General features: G+C 45.9%; 27 protein-coding genes and 1 pseudogene. 5 read left to right on the top strand and 23 right to left on the bottom strand.

Annotated elements, in window-relative coordinates; all coding sequences use genetic code 11:
* Positions 1-10: 10 nt before the first annotated feature.
* A complete protein-coding gene (locus QMA04_RS07245; RefSeq protein WP_290184828.1) occupies positions 11-841 on the bottom strand; it encodes an AraC family transcriptional regulator in 831 nt (276 codons plus the stop codon).
* Positions 842-1,002: 161 nt separating this feature from the next.
* On the bottom strand, positions 1,003-1,539 hold the full coding sequence (locus QMA04_RS07240; protein WP_290184827.1) for a GNAT family N-acetyltransferase: 537 nt from the start codon (positions 1,537-1,539) through the stop codon (positions 1,003-1,005).
* A gap of 351 nt (positions 1,540-1,890) precedes the next feature.
* Here QMA04_RS07240 and QMA04_RS07235 point away from each other — a divergent pair, with 351 nt between their 5' ends.
* A complete protein-coding gene (locus tag QMA04_RS07235; RefSeq protein WP_290184826.1) occupies positions 1,891-2,277 on the top strand; it encodes a VOC family protein in 387 nt (128 codons plus the stop codon).
* Positions 2,278-2,870: 593 nt separating this feature from the next.
* Here QMA04_RS07235 and QMA04_RS07230 read toward each other — a convergent pair.
* The 12 genes and pseudogenes from QMA04_RS07230 to QMA04_RS07175 all read right to left on the bottom strand — a co-directional run bounded on the left by QMA04_RS07230 (position 2,871) and on the right by QMA04_RS07175 (position 13,010).
* Positions 2,871-3,200, bottom strand: a complete 330-nt coding sequence (locus QMA04_RS07230; RefSeq protein ID WP_191715684.1) for a hypothetical protein — start codon at positions 3,198-3,200, stop codon at positions 2,871-2,873.
* 25 nt (positions 3,201-3,225) lie between these two features.
* Positions 3,226-3,687 carry a hypothetical protein gene (locus QMA04_RS07225; protein ID WP_290184823.1) on the bottom strand — a complete coding sequence of 154 codons (462 nt, stop codon included), beginning with the start codon at positions 3,685-3,687 and terminating at the stop codon, positions 3,226-3,228.
* A 152-nt stretch (positions 3,688-3,839) separates the two neighbouring features.
* Positions 3,840-5,069, bottom strand: a complete 1,230-nt coding sequence (locus QMA04_RS07220; protein ID WP_290184821.1) for an MFS transporter — start codon at positions 5,067-5,069, stop codon at positions 3,840-3,842.
* A 131-nt stretch (positions 5,070-5,200) separates the two neighbouring features.
* Positions 5,201-5,524 carry an ArsR/SmtB family transcription factor gene (locus QMA04_RS07215; protein WP_203339970.1) on the bottom strand — a complete coding sequence of 108 codons (324 nt, stop codon included), beginning with the start codon at positions 5,522-5,524 and terminating at the stop codon, positions 5,201-5,203.
* 163 nt (positions 5,525-5,687) lie between these two features.
* Positions 5,688-6,290: an excalibur calcium-binding domain-containing protein gene (locus QMA04_RS07210; RefSeq protein ID WP_290184819.1), complete on the bottom strand. Its 603-nt coding sequence runs from the start codon at positions 6,288-6,290 to the stop codon at positions 5,688-5,690.
* A 219-nt stretch (positions 6,291-6,509) separates the two neighbouring features.
* A complete protein-coding gene (locus QMA04_RS07205) occupies positions 6,510-7,142 on the bottom strand; it encodes a hypothetical protein (protein ID WP_290184817.1) in 633 nt (210 codons plus the stop codon).
* A gap of 222 nt (positions 7,143-7,364) precedes the next feature.
* Positions 7,365-7,949, bottom strand: a complete 585-nt coding sequence (locus tag QMA04_RS07200) for a hypothetical protein (protein ID WP_290184815.1) — start codon at positions 7,947-7,949, stop codon at positions 7,365-7,367.
* Between the two features lie 390 nt (positions 7,950-8,339).
* Entirely contained in the window at positions 8,340-10,343 is a 2,004-nt protein-coding gene (locus tag QMA04_RS07195; protein WP_290184813.1) for an ABC1 kinase family protein, read from the bottom strand.
* Between the two features lie 117 nt (positions 10,344-10,460).
* A complete protein-coding gene (locus tag QMA04_RS07190; protein ID WP_356781237.1) occupies positions 10,461-11,096 on the bottom strand; it encodes an NUDIX hydrolase in 636 nt (211 codons plus the stop codon).
* Between the two features lie 63 nt (positions 11,097-11,159).
* Positions 11,160-11,723: pseudogene (locus QMA04_RS18215) on the bottom strand (MBL fold metallo-hydrolase); the annotation flags it as partial.
* A gap of 372 nt (positions 11,724-12,095) precedes the next feature.
* A complete protein-coding gene (locus QMA04_RS07180) occupies positions 12,096-12,545 on the bottom strand; it encodes an SRPBCC family protein (protein ID WP_290184808.1) in 450 nt (149 codons plus the stop codon).
* 12 nt (positions 12,546-12,557) lie between these two features.
* Positions 12,558-13,010 (bottom strand): SRPBCC family protein, encoded by a 453-nt coding sequence (locus QMA04_RS07175; RefSeq protein WP_290184806.1) that lies wholly within the window; start codon positions 13,008-13,010, stop codon positions 12,558-12,560.
* A 137-nt stretch (positions 13,011-13,147) separates the two neighbouring features.
* On the opposite strand from QMA04_RS07175, the gene QMA04_RS07170 reads away from it, so the two are divergent.
* A complete protein-coding gene (locus QMA04_RS07170) occupies positions 13,148-13,333 on the top strand; it encodes a hypothetical protein (protein ID WP_191715675.1) in 186 nt (61 codons plus the stop codon).
* A 50-nt stretch (positions 13,334-13,383) separates the two neighbouring features.
* Here the strand turns inward: QMA04_RS07170 and QMA04_RS07165 are convergent, their stop codons facing one another.
* The 5 genes from QMA04_RS07165 to QMA04_RS07145 all read right to left on the bottom strand — a co-directional run bounded on the left by QMA04_RS07165 (position 13,384) and on the right by QMA04_RS07145 (position 18,669).
* A complete protein-coding gene (locus tag QMA04_RS07165) occupies positions 13,384-13,971 on the bottom strand; it encodes a histidine phosphatase family protein (protein WP_290184804.1) in 588 nt (195 codons plus the stop codon).
* A 381-nt stretch (positions 13,972-14,352) separates the two neighbouring features.
* A complete protein-coding gene (locus tag QMA04_RS07160; RefSeq protein WP_290184801.1) occupies positions 14,353-14,724 on the bottom strand; it encodes a nuclear transport factor 2 family protein in 372 nt (123 codons plus the stop codon).
* Positions 14,725-15,077: 353 nt separating this feature from the next.
* Entirely contained in the window at positions 15,078-16,991 is a 1,914-nt protein-coding gene (locus QMA04_RS07155) for a PTS fructose transporter subunit IIABC (RefSeq protein ID WP_290184799.1), read from the bottom strand.
* Positions 16,988-17,920 (bottom strand): 1-phosphofructokinase, encoded by a 933-nt coding sequence (gene pfkB, locus QMA04_RS07150; protein ID WP_290184797.1) that lies wholly within the window; start codon positions 17,918-17,920, stop codon positions 16,988-16,990. Before pfkB ends, QMA04_RS07155 begins: the two co-directional genes overlap by 4 nt.
* Positions 17,917-18,669 carry a DeoR/GlpR family DNA-binding transcription regulator gene (locus QMA04_RS07145; protein ID WP_290184796.1) on the bottom strand — a complete coding sequence of 251 codons (753 nt, stop codon included), beginning with the start codon at positions 18,667-18,669 and terminating at the stop codon, positions 17,917-17,919. Before QMA04_RS07145 ends, pfkB begins: the two co-directional genes overlap by 4 nt.
* 193 nt (positions 18,670-18,862) lie before the next feature.
* Between QMA04_RS07145 and QMA04_RS07140 the strand changes: the two genes are divergently transcribed.
* Together QMA04_RS07140 and ptsP are read left to right on the top strand one after the other, a co-directional pair.
* On the top strand, positions 18,863-19,132 hold the full coding sequence (locus QMA04_RS07140; protein WP_290184794.1) for a phosphocarrier protein HPr: 270 nt from the start codon (positions 18,863-18,865) through the stop codon (positions 19,130-19,132).
* On the top strand, positions 19,129-20,847 hold the full coding sequence (gene ptsP / locus QMA04_RS07135) for a phosphoenolpyruvate--protein phosphotransferase (protein WP_290184793.1): 1,719 nt from the start codon (positions 19,129-19,131) through the stop codon (positions 20,845-20,847). The genes QMA04_RS07140 and ptsP overlap by 4 nt, the downstream gene beginning before the upstream one ends.
* 41 nt (positions 20,848-20,888) lie before the next feature.
* On the opposite strand, the gene QMA04_RS07130 is transcribed toward ptsP, so the two are convergent.
* The 4 genes from QMA04_RS07130 to yfkAB form a co-directional block, all read right to left on the bottom strand.
* Positions 20,889-21,608: a 3-ketoacyl-ACP reductase gene (locus QMA04_RS07130; RefSeq protein ID WP_290184792.1), complete on the bottom strand. Its 720-nt coding sequence runs from the start codon at positions 21,606-21,608 to the stop codon at positions 20,889-20,891.
* Positions 21,609-21,949: 341 nt separating this feature from the next.
* Positions 21,950-22,126 (bottom strand): hypothetical protein, encoded by a 177-nt coding sequence (locus tag QMA04_RS07125; protein WP_290184790.1) that lies wholly within the window; start codon positions 22,124-22,126, stop codon positions 21,950-21,952.
* Between the two features lie 140 nt (positions 22,127-22,266).
* A complete protein-coding gene (locus QMA04_RS07120) occupies positions 22,267-23,214 on the bottom strand; it encodes an MBL fold metallo-hydrolase (RefSeq protein WP_290184789.1) in 948 nt (315 codons plus the stop codon).
* A 67-nt stretch (positions 23,215-23,281) separates the two neighbouring features.
* Positions 23,282-24,406 carry a radical SAM/CxCxxxxC motif protein YfkAB gene (gene yfkAB, locus QMA04_RS07115; RefSeq protein ID WP_290184787.1) on the bottom strand — a complete coding sequence of 375 codons (1,125 nt, stop codon included), beginning with the start codon at positions 24,404-24,406 and terminating at the stop codon, positions 23,282-23,284.
* Positions 24,407-24,612: 206 nt separating this feature from the next.
* On the opposite strand from yfkAB, the gene QMA04_RS07110 reads away from it, so the two are divergent.
* The gene (locus tag QMA04_RS07110; RefSeq protein ID WP_290184785.1) at positions 24,613-25,464 is read left to right on the top strand and encodes an NAD(P)H-hydrate dehydratase; all 852 of its coding nucleotides are present in this window, start codon (positions 24,613-24,615) and stop codon (positions 25,462-25,464) included.
* Positions 25,465-25,488: the final 24 nt, after the last annotated feature.

Genomic DNA, 25,488 nt, shown 5'->3' with positions numbered 1-25,488 from the left:
ATTCCATTTTTTATTTAATTTCCTCGATTCGGTCAGCGGTTTTACAGGCGATGCGATATTGTCGAGGAGTCTTACCGACTGCTTTTTTAAACGCTGCTTGGAATTGAGTGGCGCTTTTGTAGCCGGTCGCCTGGGCCACTTCAGCAACCGGCATATCGGTGGCGACGAGAAGTTGCCTCGCTGCGTCCATACGGCAAGAGATGAGGTATTGAAGGGGGCTGATGCCCGTTACTTGCTGGAAAGTGCGAGCCAGCTGATATTTGTTCAAGTTGAAACGGCCGGCGATGTCCTTGAGCGTCAAGGAGCGGCTATGGTTTTCTTCCATATAGAGTTTGATTTCCTGGATGGTATGTTCCCGGTTATGGAGTGCAGTCGCCTTGCGGTTTTCCATGGATCGGCTGATCAGTGCCAGTATCAGGCCGATCAAGTGACGCACCGCTTGTTCTGCATGCGGCTGCGTTTTTTCTTTTTGCAGACGGACAAACAGGGCTTTAAGCGTGTGCAGGTCGCTGATTGGAATAACAGGGGGCCAGTCAGAAAAGGAAGGGGCAAGGAGAGTGTACCCACTAAAAGCCAGTCGGTATCCGCTTTGCTGTTTAGAGGCTGGATACCTCAGCTCATGCCAGGTTCCAGGCGGAATGACTAGTACGCCGCCAGCAGGAGCTTTGCAGCTTTTTCCTTCTAGACGACAGTGCACAGTGCCTTCAAGCACCAACAGCAATTCCACGGTTTCGGAATGCCGGTGGAGCGGCTGGTTCAGAGATTGTCCATGAGTACTTTCAAAAGGTTCAACTGTATAAAAGAAGAGAGGATCTGTATTTATTTCCGTGGCTTTCGACAAAAGAATCGCTCATTTCCATTTTCTTTTAGTATAACAAGAATTAATAAGTATTTCTGTATAATACCGGTAAAATTTAAAAGAAATTAAAAAACGCCACAAGAATTGATAGGAAATTCTTGTGGCGAAGAATACTAAAAGAAAATATTTGCTGGCGAAGAGTGCTAGAACTGTTTGCGGTTGTCATAATCTGCCCGAAGCATGCCCATCAGGATTTCATCGGAATAGCGGTGATTCCAGAAAAGGGATTGCCGCAATGTGCCTTCCTTTTTAAAACCTGCTTTTTCGTATGCTTTTATTCCCCGTACATTATGGGAATACACTTCTAATTCCAGGCGGTTAAGCTGGAGTTCTTCAAACGTAAAAGCCAGTGCCAGCTGGGTGGCTTCCGTGCCATAGCCTTTGTTCCACGTATCCTTGCTGTGCAAGGCGATCCGGAATCCAGCTTTTTTGTTGTGCAAGTCTATGTCCAGTATGGCCAGATCTCCGATCGTTTCACCTGACTCCAGGGAGCAGATCGCAAAGTCGCGGCGGCTCGGATCTTGGCTGAACCGTTTATAGCTTTCACGGATTTGATCAAATGTGAAAGAAGTGCGGGTGCCTGTCATGTATAAGAGTTCTTCATCTTGGCATGAGCGGTACATGCTTTCCATGTCTTCGTCTTTGATGGCCCTTAAGTAGACCAGAGTGCCTTTTTTCATAATGATTGCTCCTTTAATGGGTAAGTGGATATTCAACTTTGCAGCCTAGTTGAGTGCACGTCACCTATTTTAACCTTTGATCCATGCTTTTACGAACGTTTCTGGACTCTAAATACGTAACAGAGGGGGAAGGGCAGTAAAAGCCGGAGAACCTTATAAGGCTGAACTGAATCGCACATGTTGTTACATGCCGCAGCAAATCATCGCAGTTTTATAGATAGTTTTACTTACGATTCTTAAAAGAGGTGTTTACGGTATGAATATTCAGATAAATAGAATAAAATCAAGGTAATAAATGCGGCTACCAACTTAATATGAGATTCATTAATTGAAGAAAGCAGGTGAGAAATCGTGAAGGAATTGTGGATCAATCTGCCAGTCAAAGATTTGGAGAGATCCCGGGAGTTTTTCAGTGCGGTTGGGTTTAATGTCATGGAGCCAGGACAAGCCGGCAATGAAATGGTTGGGATGGTCGTCGGGGTTCATCAAGTACATGTCATGCTGGTTTTGGAGGAGCGGTTTAAAAACTATTCGCTCAATGCATTAACGGATACCGACCAGTCGACAGAAGCATTATTTTCGATTTCAGTTGATTCGAAAGAAGAACTTGATGAGACGATCGGCAAAGTGAAACAAGCAGGCGGATTCGTATTTAGTGAACCGGCGGAACAGAATGGATTTTACGGAGCAGCATTTGCAGATATGGACGGACACCGATGGAATTTGCTAGTGATGTGACGATTGACGTGTAATCAAAGTTTCATAAAGTTCGTGAGATGATAATTTTCATTTCAATCGTTGTAACTGGATCTGTAGAAACAAAATTTGCTGAAGAATTTTCTATGGAAATAAAAAAATTCTTCAGCATACAAATTCAACACGTAAAATTAAAAAGATGTTCAAACATGCGCAGAAAACACACAAAAGCTGAAATCCTTGAAAAAAGCCAAAAACGGCTCGTTTCTATGAAAAAATCCATTTCGTCTCACTGTCATGAGTATACTTAATTAGTGAAACGTTACTTCCGATAATTTATATTATGTCTACTTAAATTGAAATTCAAGAAAAGAGGCTTTTTCGCTACCGGCTCTTCTTCTGTCTTTGCCATCCTTGTACATATTACATAGTCTTTCAAACTTAACGGATCCCACGCATCCATTACTCCAAATATCCCCTATGCAATCATCCGTTGTAAATCAGTTAGCGGTACTCAATGTTGGTATCGCTTGTTTAAACCCGGCAACTTTCAGCACATGCTGCTCAATTGCTCCCAAACATCTACAGGCATACTAACCGCTCATCTAGTCCAGTTGTATCTGTTCCGTTTCAATCTATTTGTTATTGGCACTTGGCGCACGCTGCATCAAATGCTTTTGGCCGTCTGGTTCTTCAGCAATAACAAACGCGTTTTCGCCCTTCACAGAATAAACAGTCGTTCCTGCTTCAAAAACATTGGATTGATTATTTGCTGGGAAAACGTCAGCAGGAACTTTCTTTGTGATTGTCCCTATTATTTTATCCATCTCATAGCCATCGAGCGTTTCTTCCGTGCCTCCATACTCACTGTCATTCATTACGACAATCATCGCGTAGCTTCCGGTTTCTTCGCTGCAAGCAGCTAGCATCAAACTCAGCATGACGATAGAAAAAATTCTCTTCATATACGGCGCCTCCAGACCTTATGGCTCAATATTTTACGAATGTCGTAATGCTGTGCTCTGAAAGATAAAGTCGATGGCTTAATTCGGTCACCCAGTTATCATGAGTCAATTGATACAAGCCGAATGAGTCCCGGTATGTATGGCTCCCTACATTTATATGGATCGGTTCCGGCCGCTCCAATAGTTTTTGCTTGTATTTGCTGAATCCATGCTGATTAGGGACGCTGTATATTTCCAACACGTCACCTGTTTCCATGTATTTTTCAAGATACAGCAAAAAATCCTCATGTTCCAACCCGTAAGCTTCATACAAATAATGAAGCGTAAACAATCCTCCGGTTTCTTCAAGCCAATAATCATCTAGGGGTTGAATAGAAAAAGACAGAAACTCCTCTTCTTTTTTAAAGTCAGTTTGGTCTTGCTTGTCCTGCATTTCTTGCGGAATGGCAAATGGCCGTAATGAAGCCAGAAATGCGATGGATGACATATTGGCCACTCTCCTAATTATAAAGGGTTATTTAAAGGCGATTAAAAAAGCACTTTATAAGTATACGAGCGATTGAGTCATCCGTTTCAACGAATCTCTTAGAAACAGCATAAAAAAACACCCAGCCAACTGCTGGATGTTCATTTGAATTATTATTTTATCCCCTGATACGCAGGAGCATTGACGTTTACTTCTTTTTGATCCAACCGGTAACTGATGAACGACAAACCGGATGCAATCAGTGCACACAGTCCGCCCACCCAGGATAGATGAATCAAACTGCCATGGGCCACGACATATCCGCCGAGTGTCGCTCCCAGTGCAATGCCGATATTGACGGCTACAGGCGTCAACGATGAAGCAAAGTCTTTGGCAGCCGGAAAATAAACCGCCGCTAAATTCATCAAATACAGCTGAATCGTCGCGTTCATGACGTAGATCATGACGGCCATCAATAAGATGCTGACGAGTCCGGCAACCGTCGATTGCATGGTAAAGAACAGCGACCCTAAGATGATCGCTTGAACGATAAAGACAAAGCGCAGTTTGCTGATGCCGTTATGGCTGGCAATTTTCCCTGCCAATACATTGCTGAGGATGGAAAACGCGCCGTACGCCAAAAGTATTATGCTGATATACGCTGTCGGAATTCCCAATCCGTCTTCCAGAATCGGTGTGATATAGGTATAGACAGTATAAGTACCCGCAATAGCGAACGTCGGGATAAAGAACGCCAACACCATCCGCGGATTCGTCAGTAATTTCAACTGTTCTTTAGCGGATGCTTTTTCAACCGGCAAGTGTTTCGGGATAATGAAAATGCTGATCCCCAGGCTGATGACGCCCAAGAGCGCTGTAAACCAGAAAGTCAGCTGCCAATTGCCAAGCTGTCCGATAAACGTCCCTAAAGGAACCCCCAGAACGTTGGCAATCGTGAATCCGGCAAAAATGAGGGCAATGATTGACCCTTTCTTGGCTTCGGGCATGGTGTCACTTGCGATGCTCATCGACAAGGCGATCAATACACCGCTGACAACGGCTGTTAAGATACGCGACAACACTAAGAGTTCATAAGAACCTGATAAAGCACTGATGATGTTGCCGATGATGAAAATCGTTATAAATAAAAGCATCAATGGATATTTGGGAAACCGGCTGACGTAAGCCGTAAGCAGCGGTGTGCCGATGGCATAAGCAATCGCAAATCCTGAAATCAACGTGCCTGCCGTAGCCAATGTGATATTCAAATCGGTCGAGACTTCTGTCAAAAGCCCGACAATGACAAACTCGCTGGTCCCCATCACAAAAGTCAATAACGTTAAAGTAAATGCCAATACCTTCTGTTTTGTATTCAATAGATCTTCTCGCGCCTGTATGGCCATAAAATAATTCACTCCAATACTTTTCGTATGGTGCCTTCCCTACTCTTATTTTAAAAAGTCTGGAGTTTAAAATATAGATATATCTAGAATAATCGATATATAAATCAGACAGAGATCCGCTTCCAAAAGAATCAAATCTCCTGTTTCACGAACTCTGCAATTTTAGCCAAGGTCTCTTCATTGCGTCTGTAATACGTCCATTGCCCATAGCGGACTGCTTCCAAAAGCCCGGCTTTTTGCATAAGTGACAAGTAATGCGAAACCGTAGATTGGGACAAGTTCACTTTATCTTGAATATCCCCCACACAAACCCCACCTTCAATGCTGACCTCCTTCGGCAAATGGGCCTGTTGTTTCGGGAAATTCTTTTCGGGTTCTTTCAGCCACTTAAGTATATCCAGACGGGTCTTGTTCGACAACGCTTTAAATACATCTAATTCATTTAAATTATCCATAGACGCATTGTATATCGATTTTATTCGATATGTCAAACATGGGCACCTGGTAAATGCGCGTACTTCCTGTTAAATCTATCCTATATAGGAATAGTTCTAGAAATTCTTTAATAGATATAAAAAAACAGCCACAATTTATTGAGTGGCTGTTTTTAACGTTTGATTAATTTTCACATGCATAATCATCGTTATCACGATCCATCTTGCTTTGGTAGGCTGCATGTCCTTTTGGAACTCCCGCTGGGTGAACCGAACGAAGCTCTGTGCAGTTCGCAAATTGGGTTTCTGTAGATGAGCTTGCTGCTGAATCAGTATTCGTTTCCTCCGACTGGGATGAACTTGCTGAAGCAGCTTCCGCTTGTTCAGCTTCAGCCTTCTCTGCAGCAACGCGTGCTTTTTCCTCTTGTTCGGCTTTTTTCTTCGCAGCTAGTTCTTCCGCTTCTTTAGCCGCGGCTTCTTCTTTTTCCTTTTTAACTTGAGCTGCTTTTTCTTCTTCTAGCTTCTTAAGATCATCTTCTTTTTTCTTTAATGCAACTTCGGCTTCTTTATAGAGGGTATTTTCTTTTTCCAGCTTCTCAATAGCTGCCAACTGTTCACTTTCTGTATTCTTATAGGCTTTAATTTCTTTCTGTAAAGAAGAAATCTCTGTATCTTTCACTTCTACTTGCGCTTGAGACGGACCAAATGACGAGCCGACCAACAGCATGATGATAGCTACAATGATAATACCGATGTATTTGCGGATAAAAGCTAAAACTTTACTCATTTATATTTCCTCCCGGTTGTTTCTCGATTAGATGCAATTGTATGATTAGAAGTATCATACATCTATATAGAAGATATTAGTTAAAAATAATAAATTTTACCTAATTAAATCCAAAAATAGCCTAAAAAGAAAAGTTTATTGTTGAAGCGGTACAAACAGGAATTTAACCACCTAAAAAGAAAAACGCCGCCTAAAAGGCAGCGTTGAGTCATTCTATATCTATTCATTATTGGTGAGTGCTTGATGGAGTCCATCTTCATAGCCGTCCAAATACTCAATCTTCCCGATTTTTCCTTCTTCAGGGACAGTGGCACTCCCTTCGAAATGGTAGTCACTCGATTCACCGTTTCCATCTGTGTACGCTACTTGGAAACTAATATCGTATAGCGTTTCTTCGGCTTCGTTTTGAACTATCTCAATATTAGAAGGAGTCAACTCATAGTCTTGTTCAAAGCCTGAATACATAAAAGCCGGCGTGGAATTGATAAAGTGATCATAGCCGTTCTCTGTAAAATAAGAAGCGTACGTTTCTTCCATATAGCTCATTAACGCTTGGTATTCAGGTGATTCCAAGTAGGCTTCGTAATCATCCATATACTCTTCTGAAACCTGTGCTTCCATCGCTGCATTCAGCAATTCTTTATATTCCTCGTCTGGACCATTGAATTCCTCTTCAATAACGGCTCGGATGGCCTGTTCGTTTTTATCTACAGCTTCTTTGGCTTCCGCCCCGTTACCTTCTTCAGTATCGCCGGTGGAACATCCCATAAGCAGAAAAGTGACAATCAGTAAAACCGAAAAACCAACATGATTCTTCCGAGATGCTTCTTCGTTCTTTTTAATAAAATACATAAAATCCCTCCCCATTGGTTAATTTCTGTATTTCAAAAGTCCGTTCTTGGTAATAATACGAATGAGAAGACGAATCGTTTCAATTTTCTTTCAATTTATTTCCAGAGCTTCTAACTTAAATTTAATCCAAAGTGATGAGTCATGATTTTATCCTGAAAAACCCACCAATTCGGCTGCGAATTGGTGGGTTAGGTCGGATTAGTGTTTTTAATAGGCTTTTACTTAGTGTAATGATGGTTTGGTCTTCAGTTCCATTGACTTTTTGTATCCTAGACACTCTCTAAACAACTTCCGGCCCACATATTGCTGAAAATCAGGAGAGTTTAACCGGTGATATTCGTTCCAATAGCTGATCATTCTGCTGTAGCTTCTGCAGAACGACTCTTTGTTTTCTAAACAAAAGCGCTGAATCTCGGTGGTATCCTGATTCTTCAATAAGCCATAAACCATCTCCAGTATCTCTACAACGTATTCATCACAGATTTTCACAATATAAGGGATAGCCCACTCTTCATAATCCATTTGCAGCAAGCAGCGCAGATGCTTTTGGCGTATCAAGCCATCGTGGCTTCTTGAATAGATGCAATGCAGAATCATTTTTTGCTGAGGGCTTAACTTGGCGGCCGCTTTATCTGGAATGTCCGCGTAATAGATGCGATAAGGAAATTGAATAGCCTTGTCTTTATGTACATAATGAATAAATTGCTCAGGCATCTCCATAGCAGCATTCGCCGATTTATTGGCAATCAATCTGGTTACGGCAAGAACGTCCTCTTTCAACTGTTCAGGAAAGCCCTGATCAAACATCCAAGCACCTCCTTGTCTTTTTTTTGCAACTCTCAAAGGAGCGGCATCACCATCAAGAAATAAAACAAGATGATGACGTCTCCATACAGGTCTACACAGTCGTGTGTTAAATATTCATCGGCTCTAATATGGTTGTTCATCCATGCGAATAATCCCAGAAAAACCAATTGAATGATAACTGAATAAAAAATAAAGGGCACTCGAAATCAGCCTGGTTTGCTGAGTTTTCAGAAGACAAAACAATAGATGGTGGCGACGGCTATTCCGGTGTACAGGTTCGTCGGATATAGAATACAAATTCGCCTCTTTTGTATAAATGGCTGCCGTTTTTTATGGTGCCATCCCTCCAGCTGATATAAAAAACCACACTCTGTTTAAGAGTGCGATTTTTCAGGAAGTGCTTCGCTTCATATCACGGATGGCCTGGATGGACAATCGCACCAATAGGATGACGCACAGGAACAATCCGGTATAAGCAGCGGTGTTCAAGTAGATGGCGTATTGGGTATTGATGAACTGTGCAATTGCGAGCAAGGCGGCGGATATCAAACCGAACGTGATGCCTGACAACAGCAGCACGAAACGGGAAAACAATTGAAGGATGAAATTGGCGTTGTGTTTGTCGGAAAACACGTCATGGTGCAGGATGATTTTACCGCCTTCTATGCGCTGGATCAATTGATCGGCGCGTTTCGGCAATTTCATCATTTCCGGAATCAGCAAGGCCAATTCTTCTTCGATTTTTTGTTTGGTTTCGCGTGGTTCTGTAAACGGCTTCTTCAGCACAGCGGTTTTGTATTTCTTCGCGAAGACCTTGGCTTCGGTGAACATATCGAACTTCGGATCGATGGTATGGAGCGTGCTGTCGAGGCTGATCAGTGAACGCAGCGCCATGCCGACAGAAGGATAGAAGGCTAAACCAAACTCACGGACGATATCAAACATGGCATGGATCAGTTCTTCCGTCTGGATCTTGTCGACGTACGATATCTTCAGCAGCAATTGCCCGACCGCTTGTTCAAGCTTTTGGCGGTCAATCTGGCTATTGTCTTCTACAAGTGCATTGATGGCGTCGCAAATGACTTCTGCGTCATTTTGCTGGACACCGATGATGAACAGATTCAAACCGTCCTGCTGCGGAGCGGCCAAACGTCCAACAGCACCAAAATCCAGAAGAACCGGCTGTCCATCTTGTTCATCGATGAAGATATTGCCCGGATGCGGATCGGCATGAAAGATCCCGGAAAACAGCATCTGTTCAAAAAAGGAGAACAGCACCGTCCGCCCAAACTCTTTCTGGTCGACATCAAACTGGTCAAAGACGTCTTGTCCTCTGGAAATGCTCTTCCCTTTAAAATACTGCATGACGATTAAGTTGTCATTGCTGTATTCCCGGTAAACATGGGGAATTTTCACCAGGTAATCGCTTTTTTTGAGTGCATTGGCCACTTGAATGGTATTGCGTGTCTCAATCCCGAAATTGATTTCTTCGCGCAGCCCGTTCGCAAAACCAATGGCGAGTTCACGGAAACCGATATTTTCTGCCCATTTCGACTTGCTGGTGACCCAATCGGCGAATTCGACGAGAATGTCTAAATCATTGCGCATGATGCCTTTCACTTCAGGACGCAGCAATTTCACCACTACATCTTCCTGCGTTTTCCGCAGCACAGCCCGGTGCACTTGGCCGATGGAACCTGCAGCGAGCGGCTCCATATGAAATTCCGAGAAGACATCTTCAATGCTTGCCGATAAGGAATTCTTCAGAATGCTCGTGACTTGGTCGCTGGTCAGGGGTTTGACATCCTGCTGCAGGGTTTCCAGTTCTTCGATGAAAACGGGTGAAAACAATTCGGTGCGAGTGGACAGAACCTGGCCGAATTTGATGAAGATGCCCCCGCTTTGTTCCAGCGTATCGCGGAAAGCAATGGCGAAATCACGGTTGCTTTCCCGGTGGCGGGCATAACGGATTGTGCGGGAAAATCCGTTCCGGACAGCAATTTCAAGTACTTGGCTCAGGCGTTTCTGGCGGCGCCACCGATGCCTTAGCCGTTGAACGATAAATTTCCGCCCAGTGATGCGCTCTCCCCGTTCACCGAGTTCAATTGGATCGAACAGTTCGAAAAACAAGTAGAACAACATCGAAATCAGCAGCATACTGCCGATCCAAATAATGGCGCTGGCGTCTGTAACCGCAAAGGCGATGCTTTCAGTTGAAAAGTCCGTATAGCGCAGATACGAATACCAATAGACGAATGTCGTCAAACTGACCCCTAGCAGTACAGAAAGGATCCTTTTCGTAAAATTGACTTTTGAACCCATCAATCGGCCACTGACGTAATAGATGAACAGTGCAATTGCCAATAATTCCACTAACATAATCAAATAAGTCATGAAGGGCTTGCTCCTCTCATCCTCAGACTGCAACAGACTGAATTTCTGCCTTCAGTATACCAAAACTTCTATCAGAGTTCTGCTAGCCCACTAATGCAGTTCTAGCGATATATGCAATCAGGTTTTGGTTTGGGCTGGTTCCGGCAATTGTTGGAGCAAGGCGAGCAGCCCGTCCGGATAAAGCGTGGTTTCTTCCAGTGCCAATTCACCCAAACTGACCCATTTCGCCAGCGTTTTTTTGCTTCCTTCTGTCACCTCAAAGGATTCTCTTTGTAACTGTTCAGAATCCACAAATTCCACTTCGTAGACAAGGGAGATTTCATGGAAAACCCGTTTGTTTAAGGCATAGATGTTTTCGAGGACGTCCATATACCGCCCAACGCGGATTTCTGCATCAATTTCTTCTTTAAACTCTCTTTTCAACGCAGCTACTGAAGTCTCTCCCAGCTCAATCGTGCCGCCCAGCGGCCGGTAAAAAGGGCCGTCTCCTTTTGAATGGCGGACGAATTGCTGTTCCAGGAGAAAGGCATTTCCTTTTCTGAGGATTCCTAATGTATTTGCACGAGGCTGTATACACTGGTTCTTCCTGCTTTCAAAATCAAAGACGACAGAAGTGACAATATGGATGGTGTCCCATTCCCTGTTCGAAAACTTGATGATCGGATAGGTTTTTTGAAAAAGCTGTTGATTGATTTCGCTTGGGGTCTGTCCTTTTTTATGAAGATCAATGATTGTTTGCTGCAGGCTTTCCAAGTGGTTCAGCTTCTGCTCAAGCAAGGCGCGTCCGTTTTTCAAAAAACCCGCATGGCTGCAGAAGACCGATGTGAATGGCAGCGCCAGTAATTTACGCAGCGATGCCATGATGAGCGGGACCGACTCTGTTTTCATCATGACGCGCGTTTTAGGGGACACAAAAAGATCTCCCGTAAACAGTCGGCCCGATTCTTCATGAAACAAGGCAACATGGTCGTCGGCGTGTCCAGGTGTATGGATCACTTGCCATTCTAGTGTCCGGGAGCGGACGCGCTCCCCAAGCGGCAAAGCGTTAAAGGCGCGCCGATTGCCCCAGGTGATTTTTCGGTATTCCGGGTACTCTCCATCATCTTAAATTATTGGCATGCCCAGTGGATGAAGAAAAAATGGAACTTCAACATGTTGCTGGAGCCATGCGGTGTTTCCGGTATGATCTTCATGGTGATGCGTCAAGACGACTTGGTCAAACGAATGATCAGTGAAAAACACCTCTAATTCTTTTTGAAGTTTCTCGGCGCCCGTATCAATCAGCATGCCGTCAACCAGATACACAAATACTTTGCTGCGGGTCTGTTCCAAAATTCCTTCTACACACAAAACCTGTTCTTTTTCATAGACCTTGATCATGTTCCAATCCCCCTATGGATGACATGTAGCCATGTTCATTTTCTATATCATACAAATACAACCATCGGCTGTCACGAAAAGCTTTGTTTTTCTGCTATTACTTTGCACGGTTCTTTTAATACATATTACATCTTGTTTCAGTTTGAGCTATTTATTGATTTTTAGTTTTTCTTGTAGACGTTTTTGAATTTATATGTTAAATCCTTAAGTAGTATGTTACATATTTATTAAAAAAGAGCCTTTTCTCTGTTTTTGACATATTGACAGATGAAAGCTCTTTTTTTCTATTTTGTTTATAGTTGTTTGTTCATCTATTTTCATGGTTTTCTGCTAAATAAGGAACCGCTCTTATATGACTGCTGTCATTCACCTTTAAGATTCTGCTTCAATAAGGACCCGGTCCATCAATTCTTTCGCCTGCTCTCTGCTGCTGTCGTTCGGGTCAAGCTTCAGCAAAGCCCTCCCCGCCAAATTGGCCCCCGTATTGGAACCGCTGTAGACGAATAAGGTCTCTTCATCGCTGATTTTACTTAAGTTAAAGCTTAAGCAAATCTTGAAAAGCCCTCCTGCTACAAAGCTGAGGTCTTTGCGCTTGCCATTCGGCAAATCTTCATAAGCAGTGATTTCCATGACATAACTGATCACGCGGTTGCCCATCTGGTTTTGCTGCGCATACTTGGAACCCACTTGGTTAGGCGGGCCTTCGATCAATTGGTGTTTTTTCAGCTGCGGCATAATGGTTTGCAGCCGGTCATCCGAAAACAGTGCCCATACCTTATCAATAGGAGCATGAATCACCCGTTGCTCATTCCAGTGCACCATCTTTTCGTCCTCCTAAAGTTTCAAAGCTTCCTCCCGTACGCGTTCCATGAACGTCTGGACGGTCTGCTGGCGTCTTTTCTTGCTGCCCGTCAGCAGCATCGCCTTGCCCATTAACCCTTTGCCTTTGTTCGTCCCTTCGTAAATGAACTTTGTCCGGTTTTCACCGTCTTTCAATAGCGTAAACGAATAAAACACATCAAAACTCTGGCCCATCTCAAACTGGGTTTGCTTGAGTTTTTTATCGGGCGTATCTTCATAGCCGACCGTCTCGACAATATAGGTTTGGAGCTGGTTCCCTTCATGGTAGCTTTGGGCATGTTTGGCACCCAACTGGTCATTGTCGTTTTCCAACAGAATATGCTCTTCCACTTTGGGCATCAATTTTTTCACGTTGTCATCCCGGAACAAACTCCATACTTTTTCAATATCGGCCTCAATAACCATTTCTTCTTTCCATTTCACCATACCGGTTCCTCCTCAACTGACGTTCTCTCTTTGCCATTATGCCATTCCTTCTGGCAACTTTCACTTTTCGGGTTTAATGTGCCTGCTTGAAATAATCACCAGCAGCTTTATAATAAGGAAAGGAACGGAGTGAAGAAATGAAGACACCAACCATTTTGATTTTATTCATCATCGCCATGCAATTGATCACTTCAGCAAATGCTTTGATTTTTGACGGCATGCTGGGCGATATCGTCTTCTGGTTCAATTCAGCATTATTCATGGGAGCGATGGCTGTTTACGTCTACCGCATGGACAAAGAAAAAAATACAGCGAAAAAATAAAAAGCAGCAGGACGAAAAATCGTCTTGCTGCTTTTTTAAAAGCTGCCGGCTTAACTGCTGCTCAGCGAGTGTTGAAGATGGCTTACCTGATTGTAATTTTGGATGATCCAATTGTGTTTGTCGAAATGGATATGGCTAAGGCAAGCATTCAACAACCGGGTTTTACCCGAGCCGATTTCACCGTTCGACAATTCACCGAGTATGGCATTGATGACGCCTCCATGGGACACCAGCAGCACACGCTGTTCAGGAAAGCGATCGTTGATGATCTTCAATCCTGCAGCGAGCCGTTCTGCGAAAAGCTCATTGTCTTCCTGGTTGGGATAAAACCGGTTTGGAAATGTCAGCGCACGTTCTTCATAGGTCATTCCTTCAGCGTCCCCAAAATGTTTTTCCGCAAACTGTTCCATTTCAATCAGCGGCAACCCCAAGGTTTCGTTGATGATTTCAGCAGTACGCCGGGCGCGCTGCAGCGGACTCGTGACGATCAAATCCCAATCAGCACCAGTTAAATACGCCCCGCATTGCGCCGCTTGGCGTGCACCTGCTTTATTCAATGGAATATCGGCCGTCCCTTGAATCTTCCCTTGTGCATTCCAGTCCGTTTCCCCGTGCCGAACCAAACATACGGTGGTCATATTTAGTCACCCCTCTAGTCACAGTTGATATTTCTCCATTTTACCATAAACTCAGCCCATGTTCATCAGAAAAGACGAGCCGGCAAACTGTATCGCCCCTTTTCCCCCTTCTTCAGATGGTACCCAAGTATTGCCCCATAGTTGTTTCGAGAGATACTGCTGGAAATGCCAAAGGTTCAGTCGTCCTATCTTTATTCATTTACATTTATTGCAGTAATGAACTTTCTAATTCGCTTTCTTTTTCATTGTTTACATATTTTGAACTTTTTTTGTTTAGCCTTATGTAAGTAATTACATTTATAGCTATGAACGCCATTTCGCTGTTGTCTTTTCCCCAAAGAAACCCCCTCTGTCTCACACCAGAGAGGGTTTTCCGTTTCTTTATTCCTTCAATTCGATGACGAAAGTGGTCATATCCTTTATTTTTCCATCTTCTTCGTCACCCAATACGTAAAAGTCACAAAAAGCGTAGATTTTCGGTTTATCTCCGTCGCCTTTCTTGATCATTTTCCCTTTTAGCGCCGCTTCCCTGCCGTTGGTCAAAGAAAGTTCCGTCGTACAGTCCATATTGGTATAACCCTCTTCTACGCCGAAAGCCACATCAAGAAACGCCTGCTTGCCTCTGATCGGTTCGGACCCGACGATGGTCCATACTACGTCTTCCGTAATACTTGATTCAATGAATTCCCGGTCACCTTGAAAGAATGCCTCATTGAATTGGCGAAAAAAATCCGTATCTCTTGCGGTTTTCATTCTTAGCCGCTCCTTCCACTTAACGTTCCTTTCGTATAGTTTCTTGTGTCTTGTCGGCAAGCAGCATGCCTGCCGATGAAATCTTTCCTGGATGATCATGCGCCAAAACAGTCATTCCCCCTGAAAATGATCCACTGCATATGGTGACTCCTGTCAGTGTCCTGTCAGTGTCCTTTCACCTCTTTCTAATCCATTTTGCCAACCGGCTCCGCCCTGTAGGTGTTATTGTATTATTCAATACCCATTTTGCAGGAGAATCATACGCAAAATCACAGCGTTAAAGCATTTATTTTGCGGAACGGCAACCAAATAAAAAAACCGCTTCAGGACAGAAATCCTGAAGCGGTTAATCATTATGCGGCAACTGCCACACGTTTTTTCAATGCCCCGGCAACAATCGCGGTGACAACAGCACCTATAAGAATTGCAAGGACATACATCAAGATGCTGGCCACGCCGCCGTCGACAAGGCCGATGACGAAAACCCCGCCATGCGGAGCGCGTAGGCCGATGTCAAACAGCATGACCAAAGCGCCCGTGACAGCCGCTCCGGCCACTGAAGCCGGGATGACACGTGCCGGATCGGCCGCGGCAAATGGAATGACGCCTTCTGTGATAAAGCAGGCACCTAGCACGTAAGCCGTTTTGCCGGCTTCACGTTCGGGTTTGGTGAATTTATTCTTGAACAAAGTTGTAGCAATGGCCATGCCCAGCGGCGGAACCATTCCAGCCGCCATGACCGTCGCCATGAAATTGAAGTTTTGTGCATCCAGCATCGCGATGCCGAATGTATAAGCTGCTTTGTTGATGGGACCGCCCATATCAATGGCCATCATACCGCCTAACAGCAATCCGACCAATACCAGGTTCGTACCGCCGAGGCTTTCCAGAAACGAAGAAATCGCCGTGTAGACTTTGGTCAGCTGCGGATTGACCAGCATCATGATGATGCCGGTGATGGCAATCGCAAAGACCGGGTAAAACAGGACCGGTTTCAAGCCTTCTAAAGAGTTCGGCAGACCGGCAAATACTTTTTTGACCAACAGTGTTACGTAACCGGCGAGGAACCCGGCGATCAAGCCGCCAAGGAATCCGGAACCGCCGCTCGCTTCTTCAACGCCCGTAACTGTGATGGCAATCAAGCCGCCGATCATACCCGGTGCAAATCCTGGTCGGTCTGCGATGCTCATCGCGATAAAGCCGGCAAGTACCGGAACCATCAGGAAGAAAGCATTGCCGCCGCCTATGGTGTTCAACATGGCCGCGAATTCATTGTATTCAGGACTATCGGGATTCGAGGCGTTGATGCCCCAGAAAAACGAGATGGCAATCAAGATCCCGCCGCCGACAACGAACGGCAGCATATTCGATACCCCGTTCATCAAATGCTTATAGAAGCCGCCTTTGGTTTCGCCTGCATCCGCTTCGTCTTTAGATTTGTCGTGTTTATAAGTAGGTGCATCACCTGTCACCGCGCGGTTCAACAACGTGTCTGTTTCATAGATGGCTTTGCCGACCCCCGTCTGAATCACCGGCTTGCCGTTGAAACGGCTCATTTCCACCTTGGTGTCAGCTGCAACGATGATGGCGTCCGCTCCTGCAATATCTTCATCAGTCAACCGGTTTTTGACGCCGCTTGATCCGTTGGTTTCCACTTTCAAAGCGATGCCCAGCTCTTTGGCGCGTTCATTGAGTTTTTCTGCAGCCATATAGGTGTGGGCAATCCCTGTCGGACAGGCCGTAACGGCCAGAATTTTTTTCTGGGTGCTGTCAGCGGGAATGTTTTCTGCTGCTTCTTCCGGTTCTTCCAAGGAAGCTTCTTTGTCGGAAATCACTTGCAGCACTTCCTGTTTGGACTGCGCTGCCAGGATATTGGTGCGGAACTTGTCATCCATCAGGAAAGTCGCAAGACGGGACAGCGCTTCCAAATGGTCGTCATTGGCGCCTTCACTGGCCGCAATCATGAAGAACAGGTTTGCTGGCTGTCCGTCGAGCGATTCAAAGTCCAGCCCTTCAGGTGAACGGCCAAACGCGATGGCCGGCGATTTGACCGCAGCTGATTTGGCATGCGGAATGGCGATGCCGTCGCCGATCCCCGTCGTGCTTTGGCTCTCACGCTCAAGGATGGCAGAAATGAATGCGGATCTGTCCGATAGTTTGCCGGCACTTTCCAGTTGGGAGGCCAGTTCTTCAAGCACTTGTTGTTTAGTTGTAGCGGATAGGTTTAGGATAATGGTTTCTTCAGTTAACAGCTGCGTGATTTTCATGGAGTCACACCCTTTTCTTCGAATGGATAAATCTCAACTTGGTCCAACAGTTTTTCAACATCTTCAAATCGGCAAAGATCCGACCGGAAAGCGGTGGCGGAGCCGCTTGCCACTCCGTAACGGAAAGCCTCCAATGGGTCGCTTTGTATGGTGTATGAAGCAATAAATCCAGACACCAGCGAATCACCCGAGCCGACCGTGTTGATGACGTGTCCTTGAGGGGCTTTAGCCAGCCAAGCGCCCTCTTTAGTCACCAAAAGCGCACCCTCGCCTCCCATAGACACGACGACATGTTCCGTATTCCGCTCCACCAGTTTTCTGGCATACTGGAAAGCCTCAGCTACTGTATTGATTTTGACATCGAACAATTCGCCCAGTTCCTGTTGATTGGGTTTGACCAGAAAGACCGGAGCGGCCAGAAGGCTTTTCAATGCCGGTCCTGAAGTGTCGAGTACAAAATGCACTTGATTGGCTGCACAGATTTTCGCGAGCTCCAGGAAATAAGCCGAATCAATGGAACCGGGCAGGCTGCCGGCTAAAATGAACCAGTCGCCTTCTGCCATCAAACGAACTTTTTCAGTTAACGCATCCAGCTGATCGCCGTTCAATTCAGGGCCAGGGCCGTTCAGTTCGGTTTCCTCGTCCGATTTGATTTTGACGTTGATGCGGGTGATTTCCGAAGTATGGATAAAATCAGCATCGACGCCTTCGTTTTTCAGAAACTCCTCTATATAATGCCCTGTAAAGCCGCCGGCATAGCCGAGTGCCCGATTGGAGATGCCGAGGCGCTTTAACACGCGTGAAACATTGATGCCTTTTCCTCCGGGGTAATAATAGACTTCTTCGGAGCGGTTCAGTTTTCCGCTCCCGAATTCGGGTACATATACTGTGTAATCAATGGATGGTGTGATGGTACAGGTATAGATCATCGGTTCACAACCTTTACTGTTGTCTTTTTTTCGAGTCCAGCATTGGCTTCTTTGGAAATTTCATCTACAATTAAAGTGGCGCGGTCCAAATCCATAATCTTAGCGAAACTGATTTTATTGGTTTTGGAATGATCAGCGAGCGCATAGGTTGTTTTTGCCAAAGAACTGGCCAATTGCTTGACGGCTGCCTCCTCGGGGTCCGGTGTTGTATAACCGTAATCCGCATGGAATCCATTAATTCCGAGAAAACAGATGTCGAAGCGATAGTTCTGCAAAGCTTGGATGGTATGGGAACCGACAAAGGCACCGGTCCTCGGCTTCATCAATCCTCCGGTCAAATAAGTGGTGATGCCATGGTCGTTCAAGGCTTCGACGAGCGTCAGCCCGTTGGTGACAACCACCAGATCCTTGTCTTTCAGAAACGGAATCAGTTGAAAGGTTGTGGTACCCGCATCCAGGAAAACGCTGTCTCCCCGCTGGACAAAAGAGGAAGCGAGTTCCGCAATCCTGATTTTTTCATCCAGGAACTGCGTTGATTTGTCTTTGATGCTGGGTTCCAGCAAATTTTGGCCCGGCAGAATCGCTCCGCCGAAAACACGTTCCAGTTTTCGTGACTGTTCAAGCTCCGTCAAATCCCTGCGGATCGTCGATTCTGACGCACCTGTCGATTCCACCAGTTCCTGGATTTTGATGGCCTGTTTTTCGGCTAACAGCCGCAAAATGTAAGTATGCCGTTCGTTGGTCAGCAAGTTATCACCTTCTTTTTAATAGAGTAAAAGTTCTGTTAAATAGATACTACTTGAAATCGCTTCCACAATCAATCATAATCGTTCATAAGCAATCAAAAAAATGTACTTTTCTTATGTACACTCGTTCAAAAACCGTCGAAAACGGTCAACGGAGTGCTAAAATGATTGCACTTACAAAAGGAGGAAATCAATCATGGTCGAAAAACAATTTACAATTACAGATGAAGCAGGTATGCACGCACGTCCGGCATCCGCGTTGGTTGGAGCCGTATCAAAATTCAAATCAGACATCACAATTGAACACAAAGGAAAAAAAGTAAACCTTAAATCCATCCTGGGTGTTATGTCGCTGGGCGTTCCGAGTGGATCAGTAGTCACCATCGCAGCTGATGGCGAAGACGAAAACGAAGCCATTGAGAAAGCAGCAGACGTCATGCAGTCAGAAGGGATCTCAACCCAATGACAAAAACAATGTCCGGAATTGCAGCATCGAATGGGATAGCCATCGCTAAAGCTTTTCGCTTGGAAAATCCGGTATTGAATGTTGATAAGCGGACAGTTTCGGATATCGACAGCGAATTGGAACGAATGACTTCTGCATTGGAAAAATCCATTGCGGAACTGGAAGTGATCCAGAAGAAAACGGCTGAAACGATCAGCGACAAAGAAGCAGCGATTTTCGGTGCTCACCTGCTGGTCCTAAGCGACCCTGAATTGGTCGGGCCGATCACTGAACGGATTACGACAGACCAGGTCAATGCAGAGTTTGCATTGCAGGAAACAACGGATATGTTCATTTCCATGTTTGAAGCAATGGATAATGACTACATGAAAGAACGCGCTGCGGACATCCGCGACGTCAGAAAACGGGTGCTGGCTCACCTCTTAGGCGTCACCATCCAAAGCCCAAGCATGATTTCCGATGAAGTCATCATCATTGCAGAAGATTTAACGCCTTCCGATACGGTGCAATTGAATGCCCAGTTCGTGAAGGGCTTTATCACGGACATCGGCGGGCGCACTTCCCACTCGGCCATTTTGGCACGGACATTGGAAATTCCAGCAGTGGTCGGTGCGAAAACCGCCATGGCGGACATCCAGAACGGCATGACCGTCATTGTGGATGGGTTAGGCGGAACGATTTTAATCGATCCGGAAGACAGCGTCATCGAAGAATACCAAAACAAGCAGGCGGCTTATGACGAACAAAAAACCGAATGGGCCAAAATGAAGAACGAAGCGACAGTTTCCGCTGATGGCCAAGCCGTTGAAATCGGCGCCAATATCGGAACACCAAAAGACATTGCCGGCGTCCTCGATAATGGCGGCGAAGCTATTGGCTTGTACCGCACGGAATTCCTGTATATGGGCCGCGACCAGTTTCCGACGGAAGACGAGCAAGTCGAAGCTTATGCCAGCGTTTTAAAAGGCATGGAAGGTAAACCGACCGTTGTCCGCACCTTGGATATCGGCGGCGACAAAGAGCTGTCTTACTTGGAGCTGCCAAAAGAACTCAACCCGTTCCTGGGCTTGCGCGCCATTCGACTATGTCTGGAAATGCCGGACATGTTCCGTACGCAGCTGCGTGCGTTGCTGCGTGCCAGCGTCCATGGCAACTTGAAAATCATGTTTCCGATGATCGCAACATTGGATGAATTCCGCGAAGCGAAGGCTTTGTTGCTGGAAGAAAAAGCGAAGTTGCAGGCTGAAGGCATTGAAGTCAGCGAATCAATTGAAGTCGGCATTATGGTCGAGATCCCATCGACCGCTGTCATGGCGGATACTTTCGCTAAAGAAGTCGATTTCTTCTCGATCGGCACCAATGACTTGATCCAGTACACGATGGCTGCAGACCGTATGAATGAAAGCGTGTCGTATTTGTACCAGCCATTCAACCCGGCTATCCTGCGCCTGGTGAAAATGGTCATCGACGCTTCTCACCGCGAAGGCAAATGGACCGGCATGTGCGGAGAAATGGCGGGAGACGAGATCGCTATCCCGATTCTTCTCGGCTTAGGCTTGGATGAATTCTCAATGAGCGCTTCATCGATTCTAAAAGCACGTTCCCAGATCAGCAAGCTTTCCAAAGCTGAAATGGCACAGCACACAGACCGCATCCTGGCGCTCAGCACTTCCCAGGAAGTTGAAGATTACGTCACCAAACTTTCCAATAACTAAAAACGAGCCGAGGGAAAATTCCCTCAGCTCGTTTTTTTGATTTAAAATGGATTGGTTGCCCATTGGCTCGATGTCGGAATAAAGATCCGAGGATGCAGCTTCAATTGCGCAACCATATATTCCGCCAAATCCTCTGGATGCATGAATTTCTCTTTTTCCTCATCGGTCTCTCCTTCTTTATACGTCAAATCCGTCACTACACGGCTCGGCGTCAAAGCAAAGACACGGATATTATGCTTGCGGACTTCCTGAGACAATGACTCTGTCATGCCGAGAACACCGAATTTTGAAGCACTGTAGGCGCTCGAACCCGCTGTCCCCCGCAAACCTGAACTGGAAGAAATGTTGATGATGTCTCCCCCGTTCTTCTCTATCAATTGCGGCAGCACGGTCCGGGTGACATAATACATGCCCATCAAATTCACATCGATCACTTGCTTCCATTCTTCCGGTTCCAATTCCAAAAATGAGCCGTATTTGCCGATGCCTGCATTATTGATCAATATATCGGCTGTCCCAAGTTCATCTGTCAGCTTTTCAATGGCTGCCTCCACCTGTTTCAAATCAGAGACATCGGCCACTGCATAGGCCACACGGCCGCGTAATGACTTGATTTCTGTTGTCAATCTCTTTAAATCTGCTTCTGTGCGGGCGATCAAACCGACGTTGACGCCTTCATTGGCCAAAGCCAGTGCCGTCGCGCGTCCAATCCCTTTTCCCGCTCCTGTTATAAAAGCCGTTTTCTCCGTCAATAATTGCATAACCCAAACTCCACCTCTCAAAATATGTTCCAGTTGATTTTTATAACATTCTTTACGGCGAACAAAACAGCTAATCCGTTAACCGTTCGTATTTCCCCTTTACCCTTAATAGGCAAATGAATAAACAGAACCAAAAGAAAAAATATTCCACTTCAAGGGGTTTTTCAATTTGAATAACCCATTCAACCCAACCCCCTCTTTTATAAATAATTAAACATTCAACTTTCGTACCAATTGAATAAATTATTCAAAAATAGATTTCGAATACGCAGAAAGGCGCAGAGGCCTTTCCCCTGCGCCTTTCTGTGATATGAATAATTATTCAAAAAAAGATAACAGAGTTATTCATTGGAAGCCGAATCTTTTTTCCCGGTTTCGGCTGTGTCTTGGTACTGTTCTTTCTGGCGGTCCTGTTTGTCTTCAGCTTCAAGATCTGGAAACTGCTGTTCAGGGGTGCCGGTGAATTGTTCTTTTTCTTGTTCTTTTTCATCTTTCTTTTTTCTATCGTCTTGTGCCATTTGTCTCCACTCCTTTTAGCCATTGTTATTCTTAAGATACCCGCTCTCGGTTTCTTTAATCCCTGGACCGATTTCTAACCGGCTGTTTTTGTGAAGGCGAGACATTCCAGGCATAAAAAAACCTGTGCATAAGCACAGGTTCATCGTTGCTGTTTTGCTAATGTATCCAAAATCCCCATGGAACTGACTTGCATATCCAAGCGGATATACGGATAAACTTCGTGGTCGTCCGCTACGTTTTGAGTCCTTAAATAATCTTGAACCCGGTTAAACAACCGTTCAGCGAGTTCTTCAGGCGCCAGTCCTGCAGTGTAGGCGGCTTGACCTTCTTCAACAAATACCTTCAGCCATCTTTCGGATTGGCGAAGTGCAGCTTCGGGTTGATCGGTTTGGCTAAAATGGCCATAGTAGATGGCGTCCAGTTTGGCATTTGACATGCGTTCAATGGCATCTTGCATAGCTTCGGGATTAAATTGATTGGGCGAAGTGGACGGCAGATAAAGATCGATGCCTTCCCTTACCAATTGATCGTAGCGGATGCCCACTGTATCGCCTGCGAAAATTCCGTTGCTGACGGGATCGTATACACTGAAATGGTGATTGGCGTGTCCTGGGGTATCCCAGAATTCAAGCGTACACGCTGCACCGATTTCAAGGCCCTCTCCTTCTGTCTTGATGAGCAGACGATCTTCTGGAATAGCGACAATCGGAGCAAACAATTGGTCGAACTGCTCTCCGTACACCATCCGCGCGCCAGCAGTCAGGCGGCTTGGGTCTGACAGGTGCCGTGCACCTTTTGGATGCACCACCACTTGTGCGTTCGGGCAATCCTGAAGCAAAAGCCCAGCTCCTCCAGAATGATCCAGGTGGACATGGGTGACAATTATGTATTTGACATCTTCCAATGTGAAGCCTAAATCAGCCAGCCCTTTTTTGACGTGTTTAACTGAAGGGCTTGGCCCGGTATCCACAAGCGTCAAGTGCTCTTCATCAATAACGTAGGTCCCGGTGCGTTCCGGCAACCCTAAATCAAATCCATCGATCAAGTACATGCGTTCATTTAAACGAGTCGGTTGTTTGTCGGCCACTTTATCCATCCCCTTTGAATTCATTGTCTCTGCTTTTATGAATTACAAGAATATTCTACCATTCATTTTAAAGCTTGGAAGCTTTTTTGGTAAAATCCACCTCTGGGTAGTAAGCGTTTTTCACTAACAGGTTTGGTCCGAGACATTTGACTGCTGGACAATGGCAGGCGATCGAACGGGCTAAAGGACGATCAAGCCAGCTATCGAGCATCGCCGGGAGTGAATCGGTCTGAATGTTGCCCATCGGCGGAGTGTCCCCGAAATCTGTGACGATTACCTCCCCTGTAAAGATGTTGACATTCAGGCGGGAGCGGCCGTCCGGATCGTTGCGCACTGAGACGTTTTTGCTGCTTTGGATGCGTTCTAATAAAGCCAATTGCTCCGTATTGTCGCTGCACGGATAAAAGGGCAATGTACCGAACAGCATCCAGGTGTTATCATCCCGGGTATCCAGCAATTCATGAATGGCCGTCCTGGTTTCCTCTAGTGACAGCACCTCCAAATTTGAAGCGAAATCACTGGGGTACATTGGATGAATCTCATGTCTTGCGCATTTCATTTCTTCAACGATTTGTTTGTGGATAGATGCCAAATGAGGCAAAGTCCGTTTGTTGAGCATGGTTTCTGCCGATACCATCACTCCAGCTTCAGCCAATGCCCGGCTGTTGTCGATCATCCGTTGAAACTGCTCGGCGCGGCGCTCACGAGTCGGCTTGCGTTCCATATGAGCAAATCCGCCATCGACAAAATCATCTACTGTCCCCCAATTATGTGAGATATGCAGCACATCCAAATAAGGGGCGATCAGCATATAACGGTCAAGCGGCATCGTCAGATTTGAGTTCATCTGCGTCCGAACGCCGCGTTCGTTGGCGTACTTAAGTAAAGGCAGCACGTAGCGTTCCACGGATTTTTTTGAAAACATCGGTTCCCCGCCAGTCAAACTGATGGTCCGCAAATGCGGAATTTCATCCAGCCGCTTCAACAGCAATTCAATTGGCAAAGCCTCGGGATCTTTATGTTCCAACATATAGCCAACCGCGCAATGTTCACAGCGCATATTGCATAGATAGGTAGTGGTGAATTCAATGCTTGATAGTGTGGGCTTACCGTGCTGTGCAATATCGAGGTAAGCCTCCCATGGGTCATTCAATGGATTCATCGGCTGTCGAGCCTGTAAGTTCTGTGTCATATCCTCAATCTCCTATTCGCTTATTGCGCTATTAAGTATGCGCCTAGCTAGAGAATTTCGCAATACGCCGCTCCGCAACAATAATTTAGCACAACAATTTAAATGGAATTCCTGTAAAGTTTCACAGCTCAATTTTGCATTTCAAAAATATGTTGCGTAAAGTAATCAACAAGAGCCTCATCTATTAAAACTGGAGGTGCACAACTATGTCCCCACAGAAAGAAACTCCATCGCAATGGACAAAAGAACAAGTAAAAGCAACACTTCCCGAAAGAGACCCCAACAGCCACAAAGGCAGCTTCGGCACCGCGTTATTGATTGCCGGCACAAAAGAAATGCCGGGCGCTGCACTTCTTGCAGGACTTGGTGCAATGCGGAGCGGCGTGGGCAAGCTGGTCATTGCGACAGAAGCGGAAGCAATGGCAATGATCGTCCCTCGGCTGCCTGAAGCGACCTATGTGCAGAATGGCATGCAGCGAATTGCCGAACAGCTGGCTTCAGTTGATGCTTACCGGGCAGCGGCAATCGGTCCCGGCACGGAACCGGATCGCATGACTGAAGACGCATTGAGTGTGTTGCTCGAGAGCTCGATGCCACTGATTGTCGATGCCGGCGCGTTGAGCAGACGCACTTACGCTGAGCGCCAGGCACCGGTCATCCTAACGCCGCATCCAGCTGAATTTTCCCGCATCACAGGAGTGGCAGTCGCAGAACTTCAAAAACACCGGGCCGATTATGCTGCAGAATGGGCAGAAAGATTAGGGGTCGCCATCGTCTTGAAAGGCCAACACACGGTGACGGCTTTTCCGGATGGCGAGGTTTGGATAAATCCCACCGGCAACAGTTCATTAGCCAAAGGGGGTACCGGCGACACATTGGCAGGCATAATGCTTGGCATGTTATGCTGCCACAATGACTGGAAACATGCCGTATTGAACGCCGTCCACATGCACGGAGCCTGTGCGGATGAATGGACCAAAACCCGCTCTCCGCACACGCTGCTCGCTCACGAATTGGCAGAGTTGCTGCCGGAAGTCTGGGCCGCATTCGAATCTTAAATTCCATACAAAAGCGGCGAGGAA

This window comes from Planococcus sp. APC 3900 (genome assembly GCF_030407735.1).
Taxonomy (GTDB): domain Bacteria; phylum Bacillota; class Bacilli; order Bacillales_A; family Planococcaceae; genus Planococcus; species Planococcus notacanthi.
Note: the sequence above shows the minus strand (reverse complement) of the source record. Positions and strands in the feature narration are given on the sequence as shown.

What these genes read in the sequence shown, in the direction of transcription:
- QMA04_RS07155 (WP_290184799.1), bottom strand. Translation starts at nt 16,991, where the DNA reads ATGAAAATCACGCAGCTGTTAACTGAAGAAACCATTATCCTAAACCTA.
- QMA04_RS07110 (WP_290184785.1), top strand. Translation starts at nt 24,613, where the DNA reads ATGTCCCCACAGAAAGAAACTCCATCGCAATGGACAAAAGAACAAGTA.
- QMA04_RS07130 (WP_290184792.1), bottom strand. Translation starts at nt 21,608, where the DNA reads ATGCAATTATTGACGGAGAAAACGGCTTTTATAACAGGAGCGGGAAAA.
- QMA04_RS07160 (WP_290184801.1), bottom strand. Translation starts at nt 14,724, where the DNA reads ATGAAAACCGCAAGAGATACGGATTTTTTTCGCCAATTCAATGAGGCA.
- QMA04_RS07200 (WP_290184815.1), bottom strand. Translation starts at nt 7,949, where the DNA reads ATGTTTGATCAGGGCTTTCCTGAACAGTTGAAAGAGGACGTTCTTGCC.
- pfkB (WP_290184797.1), bottom strand. Translation starts at nt 17,920, where the DNA reads ATGATCTATACCTGTACCATCACACCATCCATTGATTACACAGTATAT.
- QMA04_RS07125 (WP_290184790.1), bottom strand. Translation starts at nt 22,126, where the DNA reads ATGGCACAAGACGATAGAAAAAAGAAAGATGAAAAAGAACAAGAAAAA.
- QMA04_RS07230 (WP_191715684.1), bottom strand. Translation starts at nt 3,200, where the DNA reads ATGAAGAGAATTTTTTCTATCGTCATGCTGAGTTTGATGCTAGCTGCT.
- QMA04_RS07210 (WP_290184819.1), bottom strand. Translation starts at nt 6,290, where the DNA reads ATGAGTAAAGTTTTAGCTTTTATCCGCAAATACATCGGTATTATCATT.
- QMA04_RS07220 (WP_290184821.1), bottom strand. Translation starts at nt 5,069, where the DNA reads ATGGCCATACAGGCGCGAGAAGATCTATTGAATACAAAACAGAAGGTA.
- QMA04_RS07195 (WP_290184813.1), bottom strand. Translation starts at nt 10,343, where the DNA reads ATGACTTATTTGATTATGTTAGTGGAATTATTGGCAATTGCACTGTTC.
- QMA04_RS07215 (WP_203339970.1), bottom strand. Translation starts at nt 5,524, where the DNA reads ATGGATAATTTAAATGAATTAGATGTATTTAAAGCGTTGTCGAACAAG.
- QMA04_RS07225 (WP_290184823.1), bottom strand. Translation starts at nt 3,687, where the DNA reads ATGTCATCCATCGCATTTCTGGCTTCATTACGGCCATTTGCCATTCCG.
- QMA04_RS07140 (WP_290184794.1), top strand. Translation starts at nt 18,863, where the DNA reads ATGGTCGAAAAACAATTTACAATTACAGATGAAGCAGGTATGCACGCA.
- yfkAB (WP_290184787.1), bottom strand. Translation starts at nt 24,406, where the DNA reads ATGACACAGAACTTACAGGCTCGACAGCCGATGAATCCATTGAATGAC.
- QMA04_RS07175 (WP_290184806.1), bottom strand. Translation starts at nt 13,010, where the DNA reads ATGGTGAAATGGAAAGAAGAAATGGTTATTGAGGCCGATATTGAAAAA.
- QMA04_RS07180 (WP_290184808.1), bottom strand. Translation starts at nt 12,545, where the DNA reads ATGGTGCACTGGAATGAGCAACGGGTGATTCATGCTCCTATTGATAAG.
- QMA04_RS07170 (WP_191715675.1), top strand. Translation starts at nt 13,148, where the DNA reads ATGAAGACACCAACCATTTTGATTTTATTCATCATCGCCATGCAATTG.
- QMA04_RS07165 (WP_290184804.1), bottom strand. Translation starts at nt 13,971, where the DNA reads ATGACCACCGTATGTTTGGTTCGGCACGGGGAAACGGACTGGAATGCA.
- QMA04_RS07205 (WP_290184817.1), bottom strand. Translation starts at nt 7,142, where the DNA reads ATGTATTTTATTAAAAAGAACGAAGAAGCATCTCGGAAGAATCATGTT.
- QMA04_RS07240 (WP_290184827.1), bottom strand. Translation starts at nt 1,539, where the DNA reads ATGAAAAAAGGCACTCTGGTCTACTTAAGGGCCATCAAAGACGAAGAC.
- ptsP (WP_290184793.1), top strand. Translation starts at nt 19,129, where the DNA reads ATGACAAAAACAATGTCCGGAATTGCAGCATCGAATGGGATAGCCATC.